The following is an 18,306-nucleotide window of genomic DNA, read 5'->3' on the forward strand; positions in this document are numbered from 1 at the left end:
ATAAATGAATTTAACATTAAAAATTTGGAGACAAAAAGACTCAAGTTCAAAGGGTCAAATGGTAGATTATAAAGTTACTGAAATTTCAGAACACATGTCTTTTTTAGAAATGATGGATGTTTTGAATGAGCAATTAGTAAATGCTGGTGAAGAACCAGTAGCTTTTGATCATGATTGTAGAGAAGGAATTTGTGGTATGTGCTCTATGTATATTAATGGAGAAGCTCATGGACCAGACAGAGGCGTAACAACGTGTCAATTACACATGAGAATGTTTAAAGATGGAGATACTATAACTATAGAGCCATTTAGATCTGCTGCATTTCCAGTAATTAAAGATTTAGTGGTTAATAGAACTTCTTTTGATAGAATTCAGCAATCTGGAGGATATATTTCTGTAAATACTTCTGGAAATACGCAAGATGCAAACTCAATTCCTATTCCTAAAGTTGCTGCAGATACAGCAATGGATGCTGCAACTTGTATTGGTTGTGGAGCTTGTGTGGCTAGTTGTAAAAATGGATCAGCAATGTTATTTGTAGGAGCAAAAGTATCTCAATATGCTTTATTACCTCAAGGACAAGTAGAAGCTGCAGACAGAGTTAGAAATATGGTTGCACAAATGGATTTAGAAGGTTTTGGAAACTGTACAAACACTGGTGCTTGTGAAGTAGAATGCCCAAAAGGTATATCTTTAGAAAATATTGCAAGAATGAACAGAGAGTTAATGAAAGCTTCTATCTAATTATAATACTGTCAGTTTGAGTGATTTTTTCTTTTTTGAAAAATTGTATCGAGAACTTATTACAAAACCCAAAACTAATTTTAGTTTTGGGTTTTGCAGTTTATAATAGTATTTCTTTTTCCTTAAAACCCTTAAAATCTTTAAAAAAATCGCTAAGGTTTGCATCAAAAATTTTTAAGATGAATATAAAACATTAGGTAAAAAAAACACCTATGAAATTGCAAATGCCACACTTTCTTACAAAGGCGAAAATTCTGCTTGGAGCTATAAAATAACCTCTCAAAATGTGTTTAATGCACAATTTAAACAAAGCAATAGCTTTTCAGATTTTTTAATTTCAGATTGTAAAACCTTTATTTTACCAAGAATTGTGATGTTTAGTATTGGGTACAATTTGTAAACTAAAATTCTAATTTTTTAATTATAAAATTACCAATATTGATGCCTTGGGTTAAACCATTTTCAACTGCAGCATTGTAATGGATTCCTCCATAAATTCTGCTAATTGCAGCTTCTTTTGCAGCATCTCTAAACGATGTAAAACTTCTTGTTGGCAATCCGTAGGGAATTTCAGTTGTATCATCAAAAGCAAAATTATCTCCAAAAATATCAGTTAAAACTTCTGCTGAAGCTCCAGAAACAACAGAATGTCCACTTGTGTATTCAGGAAAAGGAGGCGTTTGTAATAATGGATACCAATCTTCATCAATATATTTATTAATTAAAGTTTCTGGCCTTATAAGGTTACTTCTATATTTTTCATCCCAACAACTTATAAAAGCATCTGTAATTGCAATGGAAGTTTTAGTGTATACAAAAACGGTTTTTTCAAAATCTGAATTACTCTTTTGAGTGGCTATTTTGCAAATACCAATCCAATGAGCACCTGGAGTTATTTTCTTAGAGGCAAACATAAAATGTCCTTTATTAACAACTACAAAAGGGTTACAATCCCAAAACTGGGCAATAGCAACTTCTTCAGAATCATTTCCTTTTTTTATAATTTCGTTCGTTAAATTATAAAGATCCATTAATTCTGTATGAAAAGGAGTTCCTTTTTCCATAGAAAATTTTGGAGGCGGAATTGGTTTAAACTGAGCAGCAGAATCTAAAACAAATGGTCGAATTTTACTCCAGTTAGGTTCGATACCTTGCATGTAAGCAGGAGGTGTTGGTTGCCATCTAGAAGCATCATCAGAATACACATTAAAAGCTGGCATAGTTCGGGTTTCTTTATACATATCTGCATGCATCCATTCTAAAATAGATTTAGAAATAGCTAATGCATATTTTTTTGAAGCTGTAAATTCTGTATTATTTTTTTGTTCCCAATTGTTATATAAACTATCTCTAAAAACAGTTATTTTTTCTTTGGAGAAAACAACTTCTTTGGCAACATCTAAATAAGCAATTAAGGCAGCTAATTGTTTGTTTGCCTTTTTATCAAAAGAAATAGTGGAAATATTTTTTAATTCATTTAGTTGGTTTTCTAAAGATTGATAAACACCATTTTCTGAATTTAAAACTTGGTAAGCAGCAATGTTTGGATAGGCGTAAATACGACTAGCAACTGGTGGAGAAAAAATATCGTGAATCATTACCTCCGTTAATTTATCTACCATTAAATGATAGTCGTTTGGAGTAATTCTAATAGACTCTTTGTTACAAGATAAAAAAGAAAATAAAAATATGAATAGGATAAAACGTGAGAGAAATTGCATTGTTAATTTTTATAAGTGTAAGTTTTTAAACTATCGTTATTAGCAATGATTAATAAAACATTTTTATCTTTCATTTTTATAACAGCTGTTTCTTTTACTTGATTATTAAAAGGTTTTAAGCCCATTTCAGAAACTGGTTTCACATCATCTTTAGAAGCCATTAAAAAGCCTTTTAAAGATTTATAACCTCCATGATAGGTATTTACTTTTAAAGAATTTCCGCTTATTAAAAGTTGTTTTTGTTTGTTTATTTCTATTTCAGAAAAAGAGGTAATTGGCGCCACTTGTAATTTTGCAATAAATGGAACGAAGTTCTTAAAAGTACCATTTTCGTTTTCCAAATACCCTGAAGAAAGAATATCTATACTGCTTTTTTTAGCGTCTTTTAAAACATCTGCTCCAAAAATGGTTTCTATAGATTGTAATGCAAAATCTGTGTGATTTAAAAATTTCTTACTAATAAAATTCATTTGAGAAGAAAGCTCATCTTTTGTTTGTAAAGGATAGTAATTGTCGCCAATTTTATAAGCGATGATACTTTCTTTTTTTCCGTTTTTATCAAAATCTCCATGATATAAATAAATAGGATTTTCAATATATTTTGAGAAACGATTGTTCTCTCCCCAATTTCCTAAAACAATATCCTGGTCACCATCTAAATCAACATCAAAAGTAGCAATGCTTTGCCAAAGACCATTCAAGTTATTTGGCATTTCTTGTAATGTTAAATTTCCGTTTTTGTTAATATAAATTTTAGGAGAATCCCATTCTGACACAATTAGCAAATCTTTTTGATTATCGTTATTTATATCGCTCCAAATTGCATCTGTAATTCTACCATTAAAAATAAATTTTAAACCAACGTTAAAGTTACCATTATCATTGGTTAAAATTGCTGAATTTACTGTTGCTCCAAAACTATCAGGATTCGATAAATTACCAATAAACAAATCATCATTTCCATCAGTGTTATAATCATAAGCAATTACTGTAGAGGTATTTAAAGGATTTAACATCATTTTTTTATTATTCTTAACAAATGTGCCATTTCGATTGATGTACAATCTGTCAATCTCAAAGTTTTTATTTCTGCTTTTGTTTACACCACTTGCAACATACAAATCTAAATCACCATCATTATCAGCATCAAAAAAAACAGCATCATTATCTTCGAATTTTGCATCTTTTTCAAATTGATTTTGTGTTGATTTTTTAAATGATTTTCCGTTATTTAAATATAAAGTAGCAGTTTGTCCAGAAGCGCCACCAATAAAAATATCATCAAAACCATTTTTATCAACATCACCAATAGCAAAAGCAGGTCCTAAAGTGGATATTTTATAAGGAATTAAACGTTCGTTAAAAAAGTCGTTATAGGTATCTTCTTCGTGTTTATAAGAAATTAATTTTTCTTCACTAAAAAAAGTTAGTGGTTTCTCAACTTTTTCATTTTTTAGAACAGCTAGTTCACTATTATAATCGATTTTTAAAAGCTGGTTTGCTTGTAAATTCTCAATTTTTTGATGCATTAAATTTGGCCAAACAATAACAATAGAATCAATTTTAGAAATACTACCTAGTCCAAAATTTACTTTTGCTTCAGTAGATGATAAAAAACCTCTCGACTTAAAAACTTGTTTAGATTGTTTTGTGCCATTGGCGTATAAAAACACTTTAGCACCAATAGCTTCCTTATTTTTTTCTTGATATTTTAATTGAATTGTGGTGTAATTTTTTGTGCCATTTGTTGTGTTTTCAAAAACGCTAGCGAATTCATTTACATTATTGGTAACAAGATCTAAATCGCCATCTAAATCTAAATCTACATATAAGGAACCGTTAGAAAGTGATGGTGTTTTCTCAATCCAACTACCTGTTTTTTCTTTAAATTGATTCGAATTACCTTCAAATATTTGATTCGGAACTTTTCCACTAGGCATTTCATTAATTGACTTATACAACCAATCTAACCCTTTTTGTTGTCCATATTTTTTGAAGGTACTAGATACATATTTTTTAAAATCTAAACCATTTGGTCTTCTTAAAATACCATTAGAAATAAATAAATCTTGATGTCCATCATTATTAAAATCAGCAAAAAGTGGAGCCCAACTCCAATCTGTATCTGCAACTCCATTAAAAAGGGCTGTTTCATAAAAATAATTTTTAGATGTATTTATCTGAAGCATATTTCTAGAATATTGGTCTTTATAACCTAAATCTTTAAGATTAGTCTGCATATTTAACATAGCATCATCACCTTCAGTTTCTTTTAACCATTTTTCTTCATTTGGCAACATATCTAAAGTAATGATGTCTTGCAAATCATCTCCATTAATATCAGCAGCATCACTACCCATAGAAAAACGACTAATGGTAGAAAATGATTGATCTAGAGTTTCAGAAAATGTTCCATCTTTTTGGTTAATATAATAATAATCATCTTCATGAAAATCGTTACAAACATAAATATCATCCCAACCATCATTATTAAAATCTGCAATAGAAGCACTTAAACCATATCCATTTACGCCACCAAAAATATTCGCTTTTTCACTTACGTCTTTAAATTTTCCATTGTTGTTTTGCATTAAAACATCACCAGTCAAAGCAACTCTTTTATTTCTTTGTGATGCTTTTCCATGAGATAAACTTGTATGAACTGCGTGGTTTACAATATAAACGTCTAAATCACCATCTTTATCATAATCAAAAAAGTAAGCTTGTGTAGAATATCCTTTAAAATCTAAGCCATATTCTTTGGCTTTTTCAGTAAAAGTTCCATCACCATTATTGATAAATAATTCATTATGACCTTTAAAATCTAATAATTCTGAAACTACACAGACGTAAATATCTAATAAACCATCGTTATTAATATCTACCATTGTTGTTCCAGTGCTCCAATCAGAACTTCCTTTTACATTTGCTTTTTCTGTAATATCCTCAAACGTTAAATTTCCTTTATTGAGGTATAATTTGTTTTCATTTTGATTAGAAACAAAATACAAATCTGGTAAGCCATCATTATTTATATCGCCTGCAGAAACACCTCCACCATTATAAAAATAGATGTAATTTATAATACTATGTTGCGCATCTTCTGTTAGATGATTTTTAAAGTTTATTTTGGTTTTAGAATTTGGGATTTTATTTAAAAGGTAATCTTGATGTATATTTTCATCTTCGTTTTTACAACTAAAACTGATTAATATCAATGAAAATAAAATCAAAAAAGGTAGTTTTTTCGACATATTTGCTAAAAAATGATTGGTTTTCACAAATATATAAAATTATGTTAACATAATTTTAACAAAATTAACATTTGTTACTTCCTCCCAAAATCTGCAGGAATTTCTCCCCAAGCTTTGGTTTCCCATTTTAAGATTGGGTTTTTAAAGGTATTTTCTTTTAGCCAGTTTTCAGCTCTTTTAATGAGTTCTAAAAGATCATTATTGGAAGCATCAAAATGAAGATTCGTTTTACATTTCTTTTGACGGATCCAGCTCATGGCAATTTTAGAATCCGAATAAATAGGTAAGTTATGCTGATTTTTACTTTTTAAGAGCGCAATTCCATGCACCAAAGCTAAAAATTCACCAATATTATTGGTACCTCTTTTAAAAGGTCCTTTTATGAAGATTTGCTGCTTATTATTCGTTAAAACACCTCTATATTCCATTTTACCAGGATTACCAGCGCAAGCAGCATCAACAGAAATACTCTCTAAAATAGGTCTCCCATATTTCTCTTTTTCTAAAGATGATAAAGTTGGTTTGGTCGTGTTTTTACCTTTATAATCATCATATTTTTTTTTAGATGCAATTTCGGCTTCGTCTAAACTACTAAAAGATTTATATTGCGCATTTTCAAAGCCATCTACTTGTTTTTTAACAACTTTCCAAGAAGTAAAAACACCTGTTTTTCTTCCATTCCAAACTACGTAAAACTTCTTTTTTTTACTCATTAATTTCTAAAATTGTGCTTTCTATAATTCTAGGAAAGTATTGTTGCTCTAAAATATGAATCTTTTGAGCAATAGTTTCAGGAGTATCTGTATCATTTAAAGGTGTTTTTGCCTGAAAAATGACAGCTCCTTCATCATAATTAGCATTTACATAATGAATTGTGATGCCAGTTTCTGCTTCTTTATTTTCTTTTACAGCTTTATGTACATTCATTCCATACATTCCTTTTCCACCATATTTTGGTAATAATGCAGGATGAATATTAATGATGTTATTAGGAAAGGCATCCACAATTTTCTGTGGAATTTTCCATAAAAAACCAGCTAAAATAATAAAATCTGCTTGCTCTTTTAAGAGCTTTAGTATTTTATCCGAAGTAAAAAAAGCTTCTTTGTTAAAGTGTAAACAATTTACATTCAAGTTTTTACATCGATCAAAAACTTTGGCATGTTCATTGTTACAAAGCACTTGAGTAACTTTAGCAGTTTTAGTATGATTAAAAAATTTAATAATGTTTTCTGCGTTCGTTCCAGAACCAGAAGCAAAAATAACAATACGCTTCATAACTTACATCTCTAGAGTACAAAAAAAAGAATAATAATTAAGAAAAAGGGTAATTATTAAAAGGGATTAAACAAATTTAATTATCTTTCGTCATCAATTTTTTAAGCAAAAGTTAGTTAGAATTAATAAGATTCGTATTTTTGCCTCGATTAAAATTTTAAAAACAAACAAAATTATGTCAGACATTGCATCAAGAGTAAAAGCTATTATCGTAGATAAATTAGGAGTAGACGATAATGAAGTAACAACAGAAGCTAGCTTCACAAACGATTTAGGAGCAGATTCTTTAGATACTGTTGAACTTATTATGGAGTTCGAAAAAGAATTCGATATTCAAATTCCAGACGATCAAGCCGAAAATATCGGAACAGTTGGTCAGGCAGTTAGCTATATAGAAGAAGCAAAAAAGTAATATTTATATGCAGTTAAAACGAGTTGTAGTCACTGGACTTGGCGCATTAACGCCAATTGGTAATAATATTGAACAATATTGGAACGCTTTAATTAACGGAGTTAGTGGAGCAGCGCCTATCACTTATTTTGATGCTGCCAAGTTCAAAACTCGTTTTGCATGTGAATTAAAGGGTTTTACAGCAACTGACTTTATAGACAGGAAAGAAGCACGTAAAATGGATAGATTTACACAGTATGCTATGGTTGCTTCAGATGAAGCAATTTTAGATGCTGGTTTAGATTTAGACAAAATTAACAAATTTCGCGTTGGCGTAATTTGGGGAGCAGGAATTGGTGGTTTAGAAACGTTCCAAAACGAAGCTATGAATTTTCAGGCTGGTGATGGAACTCCTAGATTTAATCCTTTCTTTATCCCAAAAATGATTGCAGATATTGCTCCAGGAAATATTTCCATTAAAAATGGATTTATGGGGCCAAATTATACAACTGTTTCTGCATGTGCGTCTTCTGCAAATGCAATGATAGATGCTTTAAACTACATTAGACTTGGACACTGTGATGTAATTGTAACTGGTGGCTCTGAAGCTGCTATTGCTTTTGCTGGTGTTGGAGGGTTTAATGCAATGCATGCTTTATCTACAAGAAATGAAAGTCCAGAAACTGCCTCAAGACCTTTTGATGCAGAACGTGATGGTTTTGTTTTAGGTGAAGGTGCAGGCGCTATTATTTTAGAAGAATACGAACATGCCAAAGCAAGAGGAGCAACTATTTATGCAGAGGTAATTGGAGGAGGAATGTCTTCTGATGCGTATCATATGACAGCTCCACATCCAGAAGGTTTGGGTGTAATTGCAGTAATGAAAAACTGTTTAGAAAATTCAGGAATTCAACCAGAAGATGTAGATCATATTAATACACATGGTACTTCTACACCTTTAGGTGATGTTGCAGAATTAAAAGCAATTTCAGCTGTTTTTGGTGAACATGCTAAAAACATCAACATTAATTCTACAAAATCTATGACAGGGCATTTATTAGGTGCAGCTGGTGCTATAGAATCCATTGCTGTTATTTTGGCAATGAAACATGGCATAGTTCCACCAACAATAAACCATACTGTTGCAGATGAAAATATTAATCCAGCTTTAAATCTTACACTTAATAAAGCTCAAAAAAGAGACATTAATGTTGCTATGAGCAACACGTTTGGTTTTGGTGGGCATAATGCTTGTGTAGCCTTTAAGAAACTAGAGGAATAATATATGAACTTTATTCGTAAAATAGTTAACACTAAATCTATAGAAGATAAAGAGTTATATAACGAATTAAAGAAATTACTTAATTTTTCTCCAAGAAGTATTAATAAATATAAAAAGGCATTTACACATAGATCTGTGCAAATGTTAGATGAAGATGGGAATCCTATAAATTATGAACGCTTAGAGTTTTTAGGAGATTCTATTTTAGGTTCTGTTATTGCTGCTTATTTATACAAAAAGGTTCCTACAGGTTCAGAAGGATATTTAACACAAATGCGCTCTAAAATTGTAAGCAGAGAGCATTTAAATGAATTAGGGAAAGATTTAGATTTAATTCGTTTTATAAATAGTAATGTAGATGAAGCCAATGTTGGCGATAATATTCATGGTAATATTTTCGAAGCATTAGTAGGAGCTATTTATTTAGATAAAGGATATAATTTTTCTCAAAAATTTATTTTTGAAAATGTAATTGATCCTTATGTTGATATTGAAAAACTAGAAGGAAAGATAACAAGCTACAAAGGTTTAATTATAGAATGGTGCCAAAAGCAAAAGAAAAAATATAAGTTTGATACCTATGAAGATTCTGGGAATGAACCTATAAAACATTTTAGTGTTAAGGTAAGTATAGATGGTGAGCAAGTTGCAAAAGGCAGAGCAACATCAAAAAAAAAGGCAGAAGAACAAGCTTCCAAAAGAGTTTATTATGCGTTTCAAAGTCAAATTTCAGCTGACTAACTACGATAACGTTTTCGTGAATATCCTCAAAAATCTCATAAACTATTAGTAAATTAGCACTCCCTTAAAAGGATAAAAAGCTAATTTCTGTTTATGCAAATTCATTCATTAGGTTTAGATAGTTTATGTGAAGACGAATACTCTTTAATAGGAATTCATACTACATTAGAAGATTATAAACTAGCCTATTTACTGAATAAAATTTTAGGAACTAGTTTTTCTAAATCTAAAAAAGATTTACATATCGAGGAGTTGTCAAAAAAAACAGCTTTCTCATTATACAATTACTCAAATTTAGAATATGAATTTGAATGGTTTTTAATAGCAAATAGTTCGAAAAGAGAAAATCAAACAGAATCTAATGAGCTATTATTAACAACAGAAACAAAAACATATTTAATACCAGAAAAGAAAAAAGTTGATTTCTTTATTAAAATTTCTGGAAACGTATCCTATAGTTTTGTTGTAAAAACAATCGATAAAATTAAAACGATAGATCAAGTAATTACCTCTTATTCAATTGATAAAAATACATTAAAGTCTAAAGACTTTTTAATAATTTAAAAATATGCCACATAATAATAAAACAAAAATAGTTGCAACCTTAGGACCAGCAACTGATACAAAAGAAATTTTAACAGAGTTAGCTAAAAACGGAGTGAATGTTTTTAGAATCAATTTTTCTCATGCAGATTATGAAGATGTTAAAAACAAAGTAAAAATCATTAGAGAAATTAATGAAGAAAATGGTTTTAATATTGCCATTTTAGCAGATTTACAAGGGCCAAAACTTCGTGTTGGAGTTATGGAAGATGGAGTTGTTTTAAATGACGGAGATACCTTTAAATTTACAACTGAAAAGTGTATTGGTACAAAAGAAAAAGCTTTTATGACCTACAAACGTTTTCCTAAAGATGTAAAAGTAGGAGAACATATTTTGGTTGATGATGGTAAATTAATGTTTGAAGTTGCTTCTACCAACAAAAAAGACGAAGTAATTGTAAATGTAATTGTTGGTGGTGCTTTAAAATCTAAAAAAGGTGTAAACTTACCAAACACAGCAATTTCTTTACCAGCTTTAACAAAGAAAGATAAAGAAGATGCCATTTTTGCATTAGGTTTAAATGTAGATTGGATGGCTTTATCTTTTGTAAGAACTCCAGAAGATTTAAGAATGTTACGTGATTTAATTGCAGAACATTCAGAATACAGAGTGCCAATTATTGCAAAAATAGAAAAGCCAGAGGCTGTTAAAAATTTAGATGCATTAATTCCTTATTGTGATGCCTTAATGGTAGCTCGTGGAGATTTAGGTGTAGAAATACCTATGCAAGATGTGCCTTTAATTCAGAAAAAATTAGTTAGAAGAGCAAAAAGAGCAAGAATTCCTGTAATTATTGCAACACAAATGATGGAAACTATGATTGAAAACTCTGTACCAACAAGAGCAGAGGTTAATGATGTTGCCAATTCTATTATGGATGGTGCAGATGCAGTAATGCTTTCTGGAGAAACTTCTGTTGGGAAACACCCAATTAGAGTGATTCAGAAAATGTCTGAAATTATTAGAAGTGTAGAAAATTCTAGAATGATAAAAGTGCCACAAGAAGCACCTCATATTAGAACGAATAGATTTATCACAAAATCAATTTGTCATCATGCAGCAATGATGTCAAATCATACAGATGCATCAGCAATTTGTACATTAACAAACAGTGGTTATACAGCATTTCAAATTTCTGCTTGGAGACCAAGAACACACGTTTTAGCATTCTCTACTGATAAAAGAATCTTAGGGAAACTAAACCTTCTTTGGGGTGTAAGAGCTTTTTATTATGATAAAAATCTAACGACAGATGATACTGTAGAAGATATCAATCAAATAGCAAAAGACAAAGGTTTTGTAAAAACTGGCGATATTGTAATTAACCTTGCATCTATGCCAGCAGAAGCAAAAGGAATGGTAAATACATTACGTGTTTCTGAAATTGGATAAATAATTTTTTTCAATATATAAAAAAGCATTCTGATTTTTCAGAATGCTTTTTTAGTTTATAAGTGTTTAATAAATTTATTATAACTCCAATTTCTTGCTGATAATAATAGCATCATTCGTTACAAAAGGCATTGGCATCATTTCTTCTGATCTTGCGTTTATCGAAAAATTTGGATTTGTTAATAAATCATAAGAAACTTCATTTAAGATAAAATCTAATTTTTCGTCTTTGTTTACCATAAAGGATAGTGTAACATCTTCATCAGCATTTCCTAAAGTATAGACCAAGAAAGTTCCTGTTTTGGTGCTGTAATTTTTGCCTTTTAAAACCAAAGCATCATTTACTTTAAATTGTTTAAGCGTTATTTTATTTTTAGTAATAAACTCTAATTTATTTACTTTTCTATTGGGAGTTACAACAAGCTCTAAAAAACGATTTTCGCCAATAATAGTATCTAAATCAACACTAATATCTGAAGATGGAATGTTTTTAAAATCAGTTTTTTTATGATACGTAAAACGTGTATTGTATTTACTTTTTGTTTCTGCATTTGCAATACTTCCCTTTATAGAGGTATCATCAAAAATTTGTTTTGTGTATGTATCTAAAGTGGTATTATAGGTGCCAAAATAAGCTGTTTTATCATCTGAATTTTGAATGTAAACAATACTATTTGGTTTTTTGTTATCAACAGAGAAACCACTTGTGTAGCTTGCATAACCGAGGAAAATAATAGCAAAAACACCCGTTAACTTTAATAACCATGTTGTTTTTTTCTGATAAAATACAGGAATCATCAATCCAAAAATTAAAGCGATTAAAACACCACTAATTACTAGGTTTTTAAGTCCTAAACCAACAGGGAACATTTGTATTAAAGGAGCAAAAATATAAATAGTTGGTATAAATAATAGGGTTGATAAAATTCGTTTAGAACGATGTTCTAAATTCATAAAAACGCCAATTGCAAAGATTAATAACGCTGTAAAAACAGGAATTATTAAAAAACCAGCACCTTTAAAATCTTCCAAAATTAAAAAGTTGATGAGTAACCAAACGAAAATTGGTGCAACTATTAAATCTATAATTTTTTCTTGTTTTCTAAAATAGCTGTAGGTTTTTAAAAGAATCCAAAGATTTAAGAAAACAAAGGCGATAATATATACATGACCATTATAAGTAAAACCATGCAACATGTCTTGATATTGTGGATGAATTATTTCTAATAATTTCCAACCATAAAAAGAAATTGCACCACATAAAATGATTGAAACTAAAAACGGAATAAATCCTTTTAAAACACCTTTTATAGTAATTTTATTTAGTGAAATACCAAAAAAAAGTAACATTAGAAAAATAATTCCAGCAGTAATTAGCATTGGTGTAACATAAGAAAATGGGTACGTTAACATTTTTATAAATGGAAAATTAACGTAGACATAATCAACATCAGAGTTTAAATTTGTTAAATCAGAATTTGCAAAATAATTAAGCGAAGTCGTTAAATAATCTGCCTGATGTAACAAGGTTTCTCTATCTAAACGTTCGTAAGAATCTTGTGCTGTATGATAATCGAAATGATCATCAATAAAAGCAAAATTAAAACCGTTAATGTTGGCATCTTGTCTAAAAACGGTTAAATCTGTGTCATTTGGCAAGCGTTTATAAATGCTATACATTAAAGAATTTGCCACAGGAAAATTGGGTTTTGCAGCTAAAAATTCTGATAATAATTTACTGTTTTTTCCATTGGTTTCCATCAACATATAACTTGGGCCTCCACTTCCTCTAGCTTCAAAATTTAAAACCAAACCAATGTCTTTTGTCCAAGAATGTTCATCCACAAAAGCTTGTGCACCAAGTAAACCTAATTCTTCAGCATCAGAAATAAGAATAATGATATCATTTTTTGGAGTTTCGTTTTTCGCTAAATACGCTCTTATTCCTTCTAAAATTGTTACAACTCCAGAGCCAGCATCACTTGCACCCACAGAAGAATGTGGGTTTGAATCATAATGTGTAAGCAGCAATAAAGCTTTACTATTTTCAGAACCTTTAATTCTTGCTAAAATATTTTCGGCTGTAGTTCCAGCAATCCATTTTTTATTGATGGCAGTTTGTGTCTGAATTTCAGTTTCTAATCCCATTTTTTGCAATTCTGCAACAATGTAATCTTGTACTTTTTTATGGTTTTCAGAACCTACAAAATGTGCTTTTTCGCTAATATTTTTTAAATGAAATAATGCATTATCTAAAGAGAAATCTGTTTTTAAAGTTGATTTTTCTTTCGGTAAAGCAGGTTTTAAATCAGAAAAACTCCAAGAAATAACGCCCAAAATAATCAGGACAGATAAGATAAAAGATACTCTTTTCATTTGGGTTTTAAGTTTTTATAAATGTACTAAATAAAAAAAACTTTTTATAAATGTAAAACGAATGATAAAATTCTGTAAATTTAAGTCAATTTAAAATCAACTATTATGGGTATAAAGAGCTTTCAAGGAAAACGAGATTCATCACAAGAAAAAACGGTGGAACAAATTTTAGTCTCAGATTATATGACTAAGAAATTGATCACTTTTAAACCAGATGATTCTTTAGATCATGTTATAAACTTGTTGATAAAGCATAAAATTTCTGGTGGGCCTGTTGTAAATGACAAAAATGAATTGATTGGTATTATTTCTGAAACGGATTGTATTAAACATATTTCTGAAAGAAAATATTACAATATGCCTGCTGATATGAACAATACTGTTGGCAAATACATGGTTACAGATGTAGATACAATTGATAAAGATATGAATATTTTTGATGCTGCTTTTAAATTTATTTCATCACATAGAAGAAGATTTCCTGTAATTGAAAATGGAAAATTAATTGGACAATTAAGCCAAAAAGATGTCTTAAAAGCTGCTATTAAAGTGAAAGGAAATACTTGGAAATAAGAATTGGAATAACGAAGGTTGCTTGGATTTTAAAGTATTATTTTTCTTTTCTAATTAGTAAGAACATTTCATTTTCTAGGGCTAAATATCCTTCATTATAAACATAAAAATAAGTGTTTCCAGTTTTTGTAGTATAGATAGATGTAAAAAACTGAAAGTCGAAACCTTTATCATATAATTTGGTTCTGCTTACTTTAGTTTTACCAGAAATATTTAATTCAGATAAAATTTTATAATTTTTTCGAAGTCGGTTATTAATATTTCTGATGAGATTTTTACTGTCTTTATTTACACGATTGTTATAAGAATTTCTACAATAATCTGAACAAAACTTCTTATCTACTCTACCTTTTACAGTTTCTTCGCATTCTAAACATTTTCTATTTTCCATACTCAAATATACAATTATTTATCCAATTACAAACGACTACAAATAATTACAACCGAAAGTAATTGTTTTGTAACCGAATAAAAGTGGAGTAGTGTCGCAAATTTGCAGTGTTGAAAATCATCAACAAAAACAAATTATAAACTTGCATTTAAAATAAAAGTGCACAAAAACTTATCTTATGAATACGTTAAGAAACAAAGTACAGTTAATTGGTAGATTAGGTCAAGAGCCAGAAATTATTACCTTTAATGATGGTAACAAAATGGCAAAATTTTCGATGGCTACAGATGATAGTTATAAAGACAATCAAGGAAACAAAATAGAGCGTGCATATTGGCACAATATTGTAATTAAAGGAGGTTTGGTTAAAGTGGTAGAAGAGTATGTAAAAAAAGGGCAGGAAATTGCTGTAGAAGGCAAATTAACCAACAGATCTTATGATACTAAAGAAGGCGAAAAAAGATATGTTACTGAAATTTTAGTGAACGAATTGTTGTTAATGGGAGGAAAGTAATATTTTTAAAAGTTGATATAACCTAGCCTATTCCTTTTGGAATAGGCTTTTTTTTGGAGAAAAAGTAAAAAATCAATTTATAATAACATTTTAAAAAATAATATCATTTTTTTGTAACTTACAACATCAATTCTAAAATACATAAGATGCCAAATTATACACTAAATATTAATGGAAAAGATCGTGCTGTTTCTGCTGATGAAGACACACCTTTGTTGTGGGTTTTAAGAGACGAACTAAATTTAGTGGGTACAAAATTTGGTTGTGGTATTGCACAATGTGGCGCTTGTACAGTACATATAGATGGCATTGCAACAAGAAGTTGCCAAATGCAAGTTTCTATTTTAGACGATGTAAAAATAACAACGATTGAAGGGTTGTCTGAAGATGGAAAACATCCTGTTCAAGAAGCTTGGAAAGAAATTGATGTACCACAATGTGGGTATTGTCAAGCAGGGCAAATTATGACAGCTTCTGCCTTTTTAGCTGAAAATAAAAACCCATCTGAAGAAGAAATAAGACAAGCAATGCATGGCAATATTTGCAGATGTGCTTCTTATAATAGAATTGAAAAAGCTGTAAAAGTGGCTGCAGAAAAAATGTCTTAACATAAAAATTGTTTCTCTTAATTTTATCTAGAGAAAACCTCAAATTGTTTTTCCTGTAAAATAGGAACTTAAATTACACAAAAATGAAATCTCAACTTAATACAAATTTTAGTAGAAGAAACTTTTTAAAAACGTCGGTTTTAGCAGGTGGAGGAATGTTGATTGGTTTTAACTTCTTAACAGCATGTAAAAAAGAAGTAGCAATGCCAGTAGATGTTGCAAGTCTAAACTTCAACGATTTTAATGCATTTATAAAAATTTCTGATGAAGGTTATGTAACAATTTTTTCTCCAAATCCAGAAATTGGGCAAGGAGTAAAAACTGCAATGCCAATGATTATTGCAGAAGAATTAGATGCAGATTGGAGCAAAGTAACAGTAGCTCAAGGTGCTTTAGATACTAAAAATTTCACAAGGCAAGTTGCAGGAGGAAGTCAATCTATAAGAAGTAGTTGGGATGCATTAAGGCAAACAGGAGCAACTGCAAAACAAATGTTAGTAAATGCTGCAGCTGCAAAATGGAATGTAGATGCATCAACATTAAAAACATCAAAAGGAATTATAACCAATGCAAATGGAGACCAATTAGGTTATGGAGAAGTTGTAAAAGAAGCTGCTTTATTGGAAGTTCCTGAAAATGTAAAACTAAAGGAAATTGAAGATTTTACAATTATTGGTAAAGATGCTATAAATGTAGATATTGATGAAATCATCACAGGAAAACCTTTATTTGGTTTAGATTATAAAGCTGAAGGAATGGCTATAGCAGTTGTTTTAAGACCACCAGCTTTTGGTCAAAAATTAGTAGATTTTGATGCTACCAAAGCAAAAGCTGTAAATGGAGTTTCAGAGGTGATAAAATTTGGTGATAAAATTGCTGTTTTAGCAACATCAACTTGGGCAGCAATGAAAGGTAAAAAAGCCTTAACTGCAAATTATAAAGATGATCATCCAGAAAGTACAGAAAATCACGATAAAATTTTAACGGATATTTTAGATGGTAAAAAGTTTGAGACTAGACGTGAAGATGGAAATATAAAACAAGCTTTTGCAACTGCAGACAAAGTGATTGAAAGAACTTATCATTCACCTTTTTTGCCTCATAATTGTTTAGAACCAATGAATTTTTATGCGGATGTTACAGCAGATAAAGTTCATTTAGTTGGGCCAATTCAAACGCCACAATGGACTGTAAGTAGAGTTGCTCAATTGTTAGAAAGAGAACCAGAAACAATTCATTGCGAAATGACAAGAATGGGTGGAGGTTTTGGAAGACGTTTGTATGGAGATTTTGCTTTAGAAGCTGCAGAAATTTCAAGCTTAGCGAAAAAACCAATAAAAGTTGTTTTTACTAGAGAAGATGACATGACTGCAGGAACTTACAGACCAGCAATAAAATATAGAATAAAAGCATCTTTAAAAGATGGAAAAGTTACAGGATATTATTTAAAAGAAGCTGGCATTAATGGAAATATGTATGGCGCAATTGCTAACTTTTTTCCTGCAGGTTGTATTCCAAATTTTAAAGTAGACACTGCAAATTATAACAGTAATATTACAACTGGTGCTTGGAGAGCTCCTTACACCAACTTTTTAGCTTTTGCAGAGCAATCATTTTTTGATGAATTAGCCACTGAATTAAATATTGACGCGATTCAATTACGTTTAGATTTATTACAAAACGTAAAAAGTTCAACCGATGATAAAATAGAATATTCTGGTCAAAGAATGGAAGACACTATTAAATTGGTGAGAGAAAAAGGAAATTGGGGCAACACACAAGAAGGAGTTTTTCAAGGATTTTCAGCTTATTACTCTCATAACACTCATGTTGCAGAAATTGCAGATATTGTTTTAAAAGACGGTTTTCCTGTCGTTAAAAAAGTAACAGTTGCTGTAGATTGTGGAATTTTGGTAAATCCAACAGGTGCTAGAAATCAAGTTGAAGGTGGTGTTTTAGATGGAATTGGACATGCAATGTATGCAGATTTTTCTTTTAAAGATGGTAAGCCAGCTCACAAAAATTTCGATACGTATAGACTTATTAGAATGCAAGAAACACCAAAAGTTGAGGTTTATTTTATAGAAAATAATTTATCGCCAACAGGTTTAGGAGAACCAGGTTTACCTCCTGCAGGTGGTGCAGTTGCGAATGCAATTAACGTAGCTTTAAATAAGCGTTTATATAGCCAACCATTTTTAAATGAGTTAAAAAAGAGCTCGGTTTTAGGTTAAAATAAAAAATTTGCCAAAATAATTTTATCTTGACAAATTTAACGCTGATAAATTTTGGGGAACAATTTTTTGTGTTTCTGTTAGAGAGTTCAAAAATAGTATATTATACAAGTTGTTTTTAGCTTTTTTCGATAAGTAGGTCTACTTACTCTTTAAATTATCTATACTAGAAGTTGGTATGTTCTATACTGATCTTGTTTTT

16 protein-coding genes are annotated in these 18,306 nt (G+C 30.1%); 10 read left to right on the forward strand and 6 right to left on the reverse strand.

What is annotated here, in order from left to right:
* The first annotated feature begins 4 nt into the window (after window positions 1-4).
* Window positions 5-745 carry a succinate dehydrogenase/fumarate reductase iron-sulfur subunit gene (locus LPB03_RS11390; protein ID WP_065319732.1) on the forward strand — a complete coding sequence of 247 codons (741 nt, stop codon included), beginning with the start codon at window positions 5-7 and terminating at the stop codon, window positions 743-745.
* A 401-nt stretch (window positions 746-1,146) separates the two neighbouring features.
* Here the strand turns inward: LPB03_RS11390 and LPB03_RS11395 are convergent, their stop codons facing one another.
* The 4 genes from LPB03_RS11395 to purN all read right to left on the reverse strand — a co-directional run bounded on the left by LPB03_RS11395 (window position 1,147) and on the right by purN (window position 6,998).
* Window positions 1,147-2,466 carry a vanadium-dependent haloperoxidase gene (locus LPB03_RS11395; protein ID WP_065319733.1) on the reverse strand — a complete coding sequence of 440 codons (1,320 nt, stop codon included), beginning with the start codon at window positions 2,464-2,466 and terminating at the stop codon, window positions 1,147-1,149.
* Window positions 2,467-2,468: 2 nt separating this feature from the next.
* On the reverse strand, window positions 2,469-5,720 hold the full coding sequence (locus LPB03_RS11400; RefSeq protein WP_065319734.1) for a VCBS repeat-containing protein: 3,252 nt from the start codon (window positions 5,718-5,720) through the stop codon (window positions 2,469-2,471).
* Window positions 5,721-5,794: 74 nt separating this feature from the next.
* Window positions 5,795-6,433, reverse strand: coding sequence for a ribonuclease H1 domain-containing protein (locus LPB03_RS11405; RefSeq protein WP_065319735.1), 639 nt, complete (start codon window positions 6,431-6,433; stop codon window positions 5,795-5,797).
* Window positions 6,426-6,998 carry a phosphoribosylglycinamide formyltransferase gene (purN, locus tag LPB03_RS11410; protein ID WP_065319736.1) on the reverse strand — a complete coding sequence of 191 codons (573 nt, stop codon included), beginning with the start codon at window positions 6,996-6,998 and terminating at the stop codon, window positions 6,426-6,428. Before purN ends, LPB03_RS11405 begins: the two co-directional genes overlap by 8 nt.
* Window positions 6,999-7,173: 175 nt before the next feature.
* On the opposite strand from purN, the gene LPB03_RS11415 reads away from it, so the two are divergent.
* The 5 genes from LPB03_RS11415 (at window position 7,174) to pyk (ending at window position 11,408) form a co-directional block, all read left to right on the forward strand.
* On the forward strand, window positions 7,174-7,410 hold the full coding sequence (locus LPB03_RS11415; RefSeq protein WP_004569249.1) for an acyl carrier protein: 237 nt from the start codon (window positions 7,174-7,176) through the stop codon (window positions 7,408-7,410).
* A gap of 7 nt (window positions 7,411-7,417) precedes the next feature.
* The gene (gene fabF, locus LPB03_RS11420; RefSeq protein WP_065319737.1) at window positions 7,418-8,671 is read left to right on the forward strand and encodes a beta-ketoacyl-ACP synthase II; all 1,254 of its coding nucleotides are present in this window, start codon (window positions 7,418-7,420) and stop codon (window positions 8,669-8,671) included.
* Between the two features lie 3 nt (window positions 8,672-8,674).
* Entirely contained in the window at window positions 8,675-9,412 is a 738-nt protein-coding gene (gene rnc / locus LPB03_RS11425) for a ribonuclease III (protein ID WP_065319738.1), read from the forward strand.
* A 93-nt stretch (window positions 9,413-9,505) separates the two neighbouring features.
* Window positions 9,506-9,976 (forward strand): IPExxxVDY family protein, encoded by a 471-nt coding sequence (locus LPB03_RS11430; RefSeq protein WP_065319739.1) that lies wholly within the window; start codon window positions 9,506-9,508, stop codon window positions 9,974-9,976.
* Window positions 9,977-9,980: 4 nt separating this feature from the next.
* On the forward strand, window positions 9,981-11,408 hold the full coding sequence (pyk, locus tag LPB03_RS11435) for a pyruvate kinase (protein ID WP_065319740.1): 1,428 nt from the start codon (window positions 9,981-9,983) through the stop codon (window positions 11,406-11,408).
* A 78-nt stretch (window positions 11,409-11,486) separates the two neighbouring features.
* Here the strand turns inward: pyk and LPB03_RS11440 are convergent, their stop codons facing one another.
* The gene (locus LPB03_RS11440) at window positions 11,487-13,784 is read right to left on the reverse strand and encodes a M28 family peptidase (RefSeq protein WP_065319741.1); all 2,298 of its coding nucleotides are present in this window, start codon (window positions 13,782-13,784) and stop codon (window positions 11,487-11,489) included.
* 105 nt (window positions 13,785-13,889) lie between these two features.
* Here LPB03_RS11440 and LPB03_RS11445 point away from each other — a divergent pair, with 105 nt between their 5' ends.
* Window positions 13,890-14,357 carry a CBS domain-containing protein gene (locus LPB03_RS11445; RefSeq protein WP_065319742.1) on the forward strand — a complete coding sequence of 156 codons (468 nt, stop codon included), beginning with the start codon at window positions 13,890-13,892 and terminating at the stop codon, window positions 14,355-14,357.
* Between the two features lie 37 nt (window positions 14,358-14,394).
* On the opposite strand, the gene LPB03_RS11450 is transcribed toward LPB03_RS11445, so the two are convergent.
* The gene (locus LPB03_RS11450; protein ID WP_065319743.1) at window positions 14,395-14,748 is read right to left on the reverse strand and encodes a hypothetical protein; all 354 of its coding nucleotides are present in this window, start codon (window positions 14,746-14,748) and stop codon (window positions 14,395-14,397) included.
* 178 nt (window positions 14,749-14,926) lie between these two features.
* On the opposite strand from LPB03_RS11450, the gene LPB03_RS11455 reads away from it, so the two are divergent.
* The 3 genes from LPB03_RS11455 to LPB03_RS11465 all read left to right on the forward strand — a co-directional run bounded on the left by LPB03_RS11455 (window position 14,927) and on the right by LPB03_RS11465 (window position 18,104).
* Window positions 14,927-15,262 (forward strand): single-stranded DNA-binding protein, encoded by a 336-nt coding sequence (locus tag LPB03_RS11455; RefSeq protein WP_065319744.1) that lies wholly within the window; start codon window positions 14,927-14,929, stop codon window positions 15,260-15,262.
* Window positions 15,263-15,408: 146 nt separating this feature from the next.
* Complete coding sequence (locus LPB03_RS11460) at window positions 15,409-15,870, forward strand: (2Fe-2S)-binding protein (protein ID WP_065319745.1); 462 nt, start codon at window positions 15,409-15,411, stop codon at window positions 15,868-15,870.
* Window positions 15,871-15,953: 83 nt separating this feature from the next.
* On the forward strand, window positions 15,954-18,104 hold the full coding sequence (locus LPB03_RS11465; protein WP_065319746.1) for a xanthine dehydrogenase family protein molybdopterin-binding subunit: 2,151 nt from the start codon (window positions 15,954-15,956) through the stop codon (window positions 18,102-18,104).
* The last annotated feature ends 202 nt before the right edge of the window (window positions 18,105-18,306 follow it).

This window comes from Polaribacter vadi (genome assembly GCF_001761365.1).
Classification (GTDB): Bacteria; Bacteroidota; Bacteroidia; order Flavobacteriales; family Flavobacteriaceae; genus Polaribacter; species Polaribacter vadi.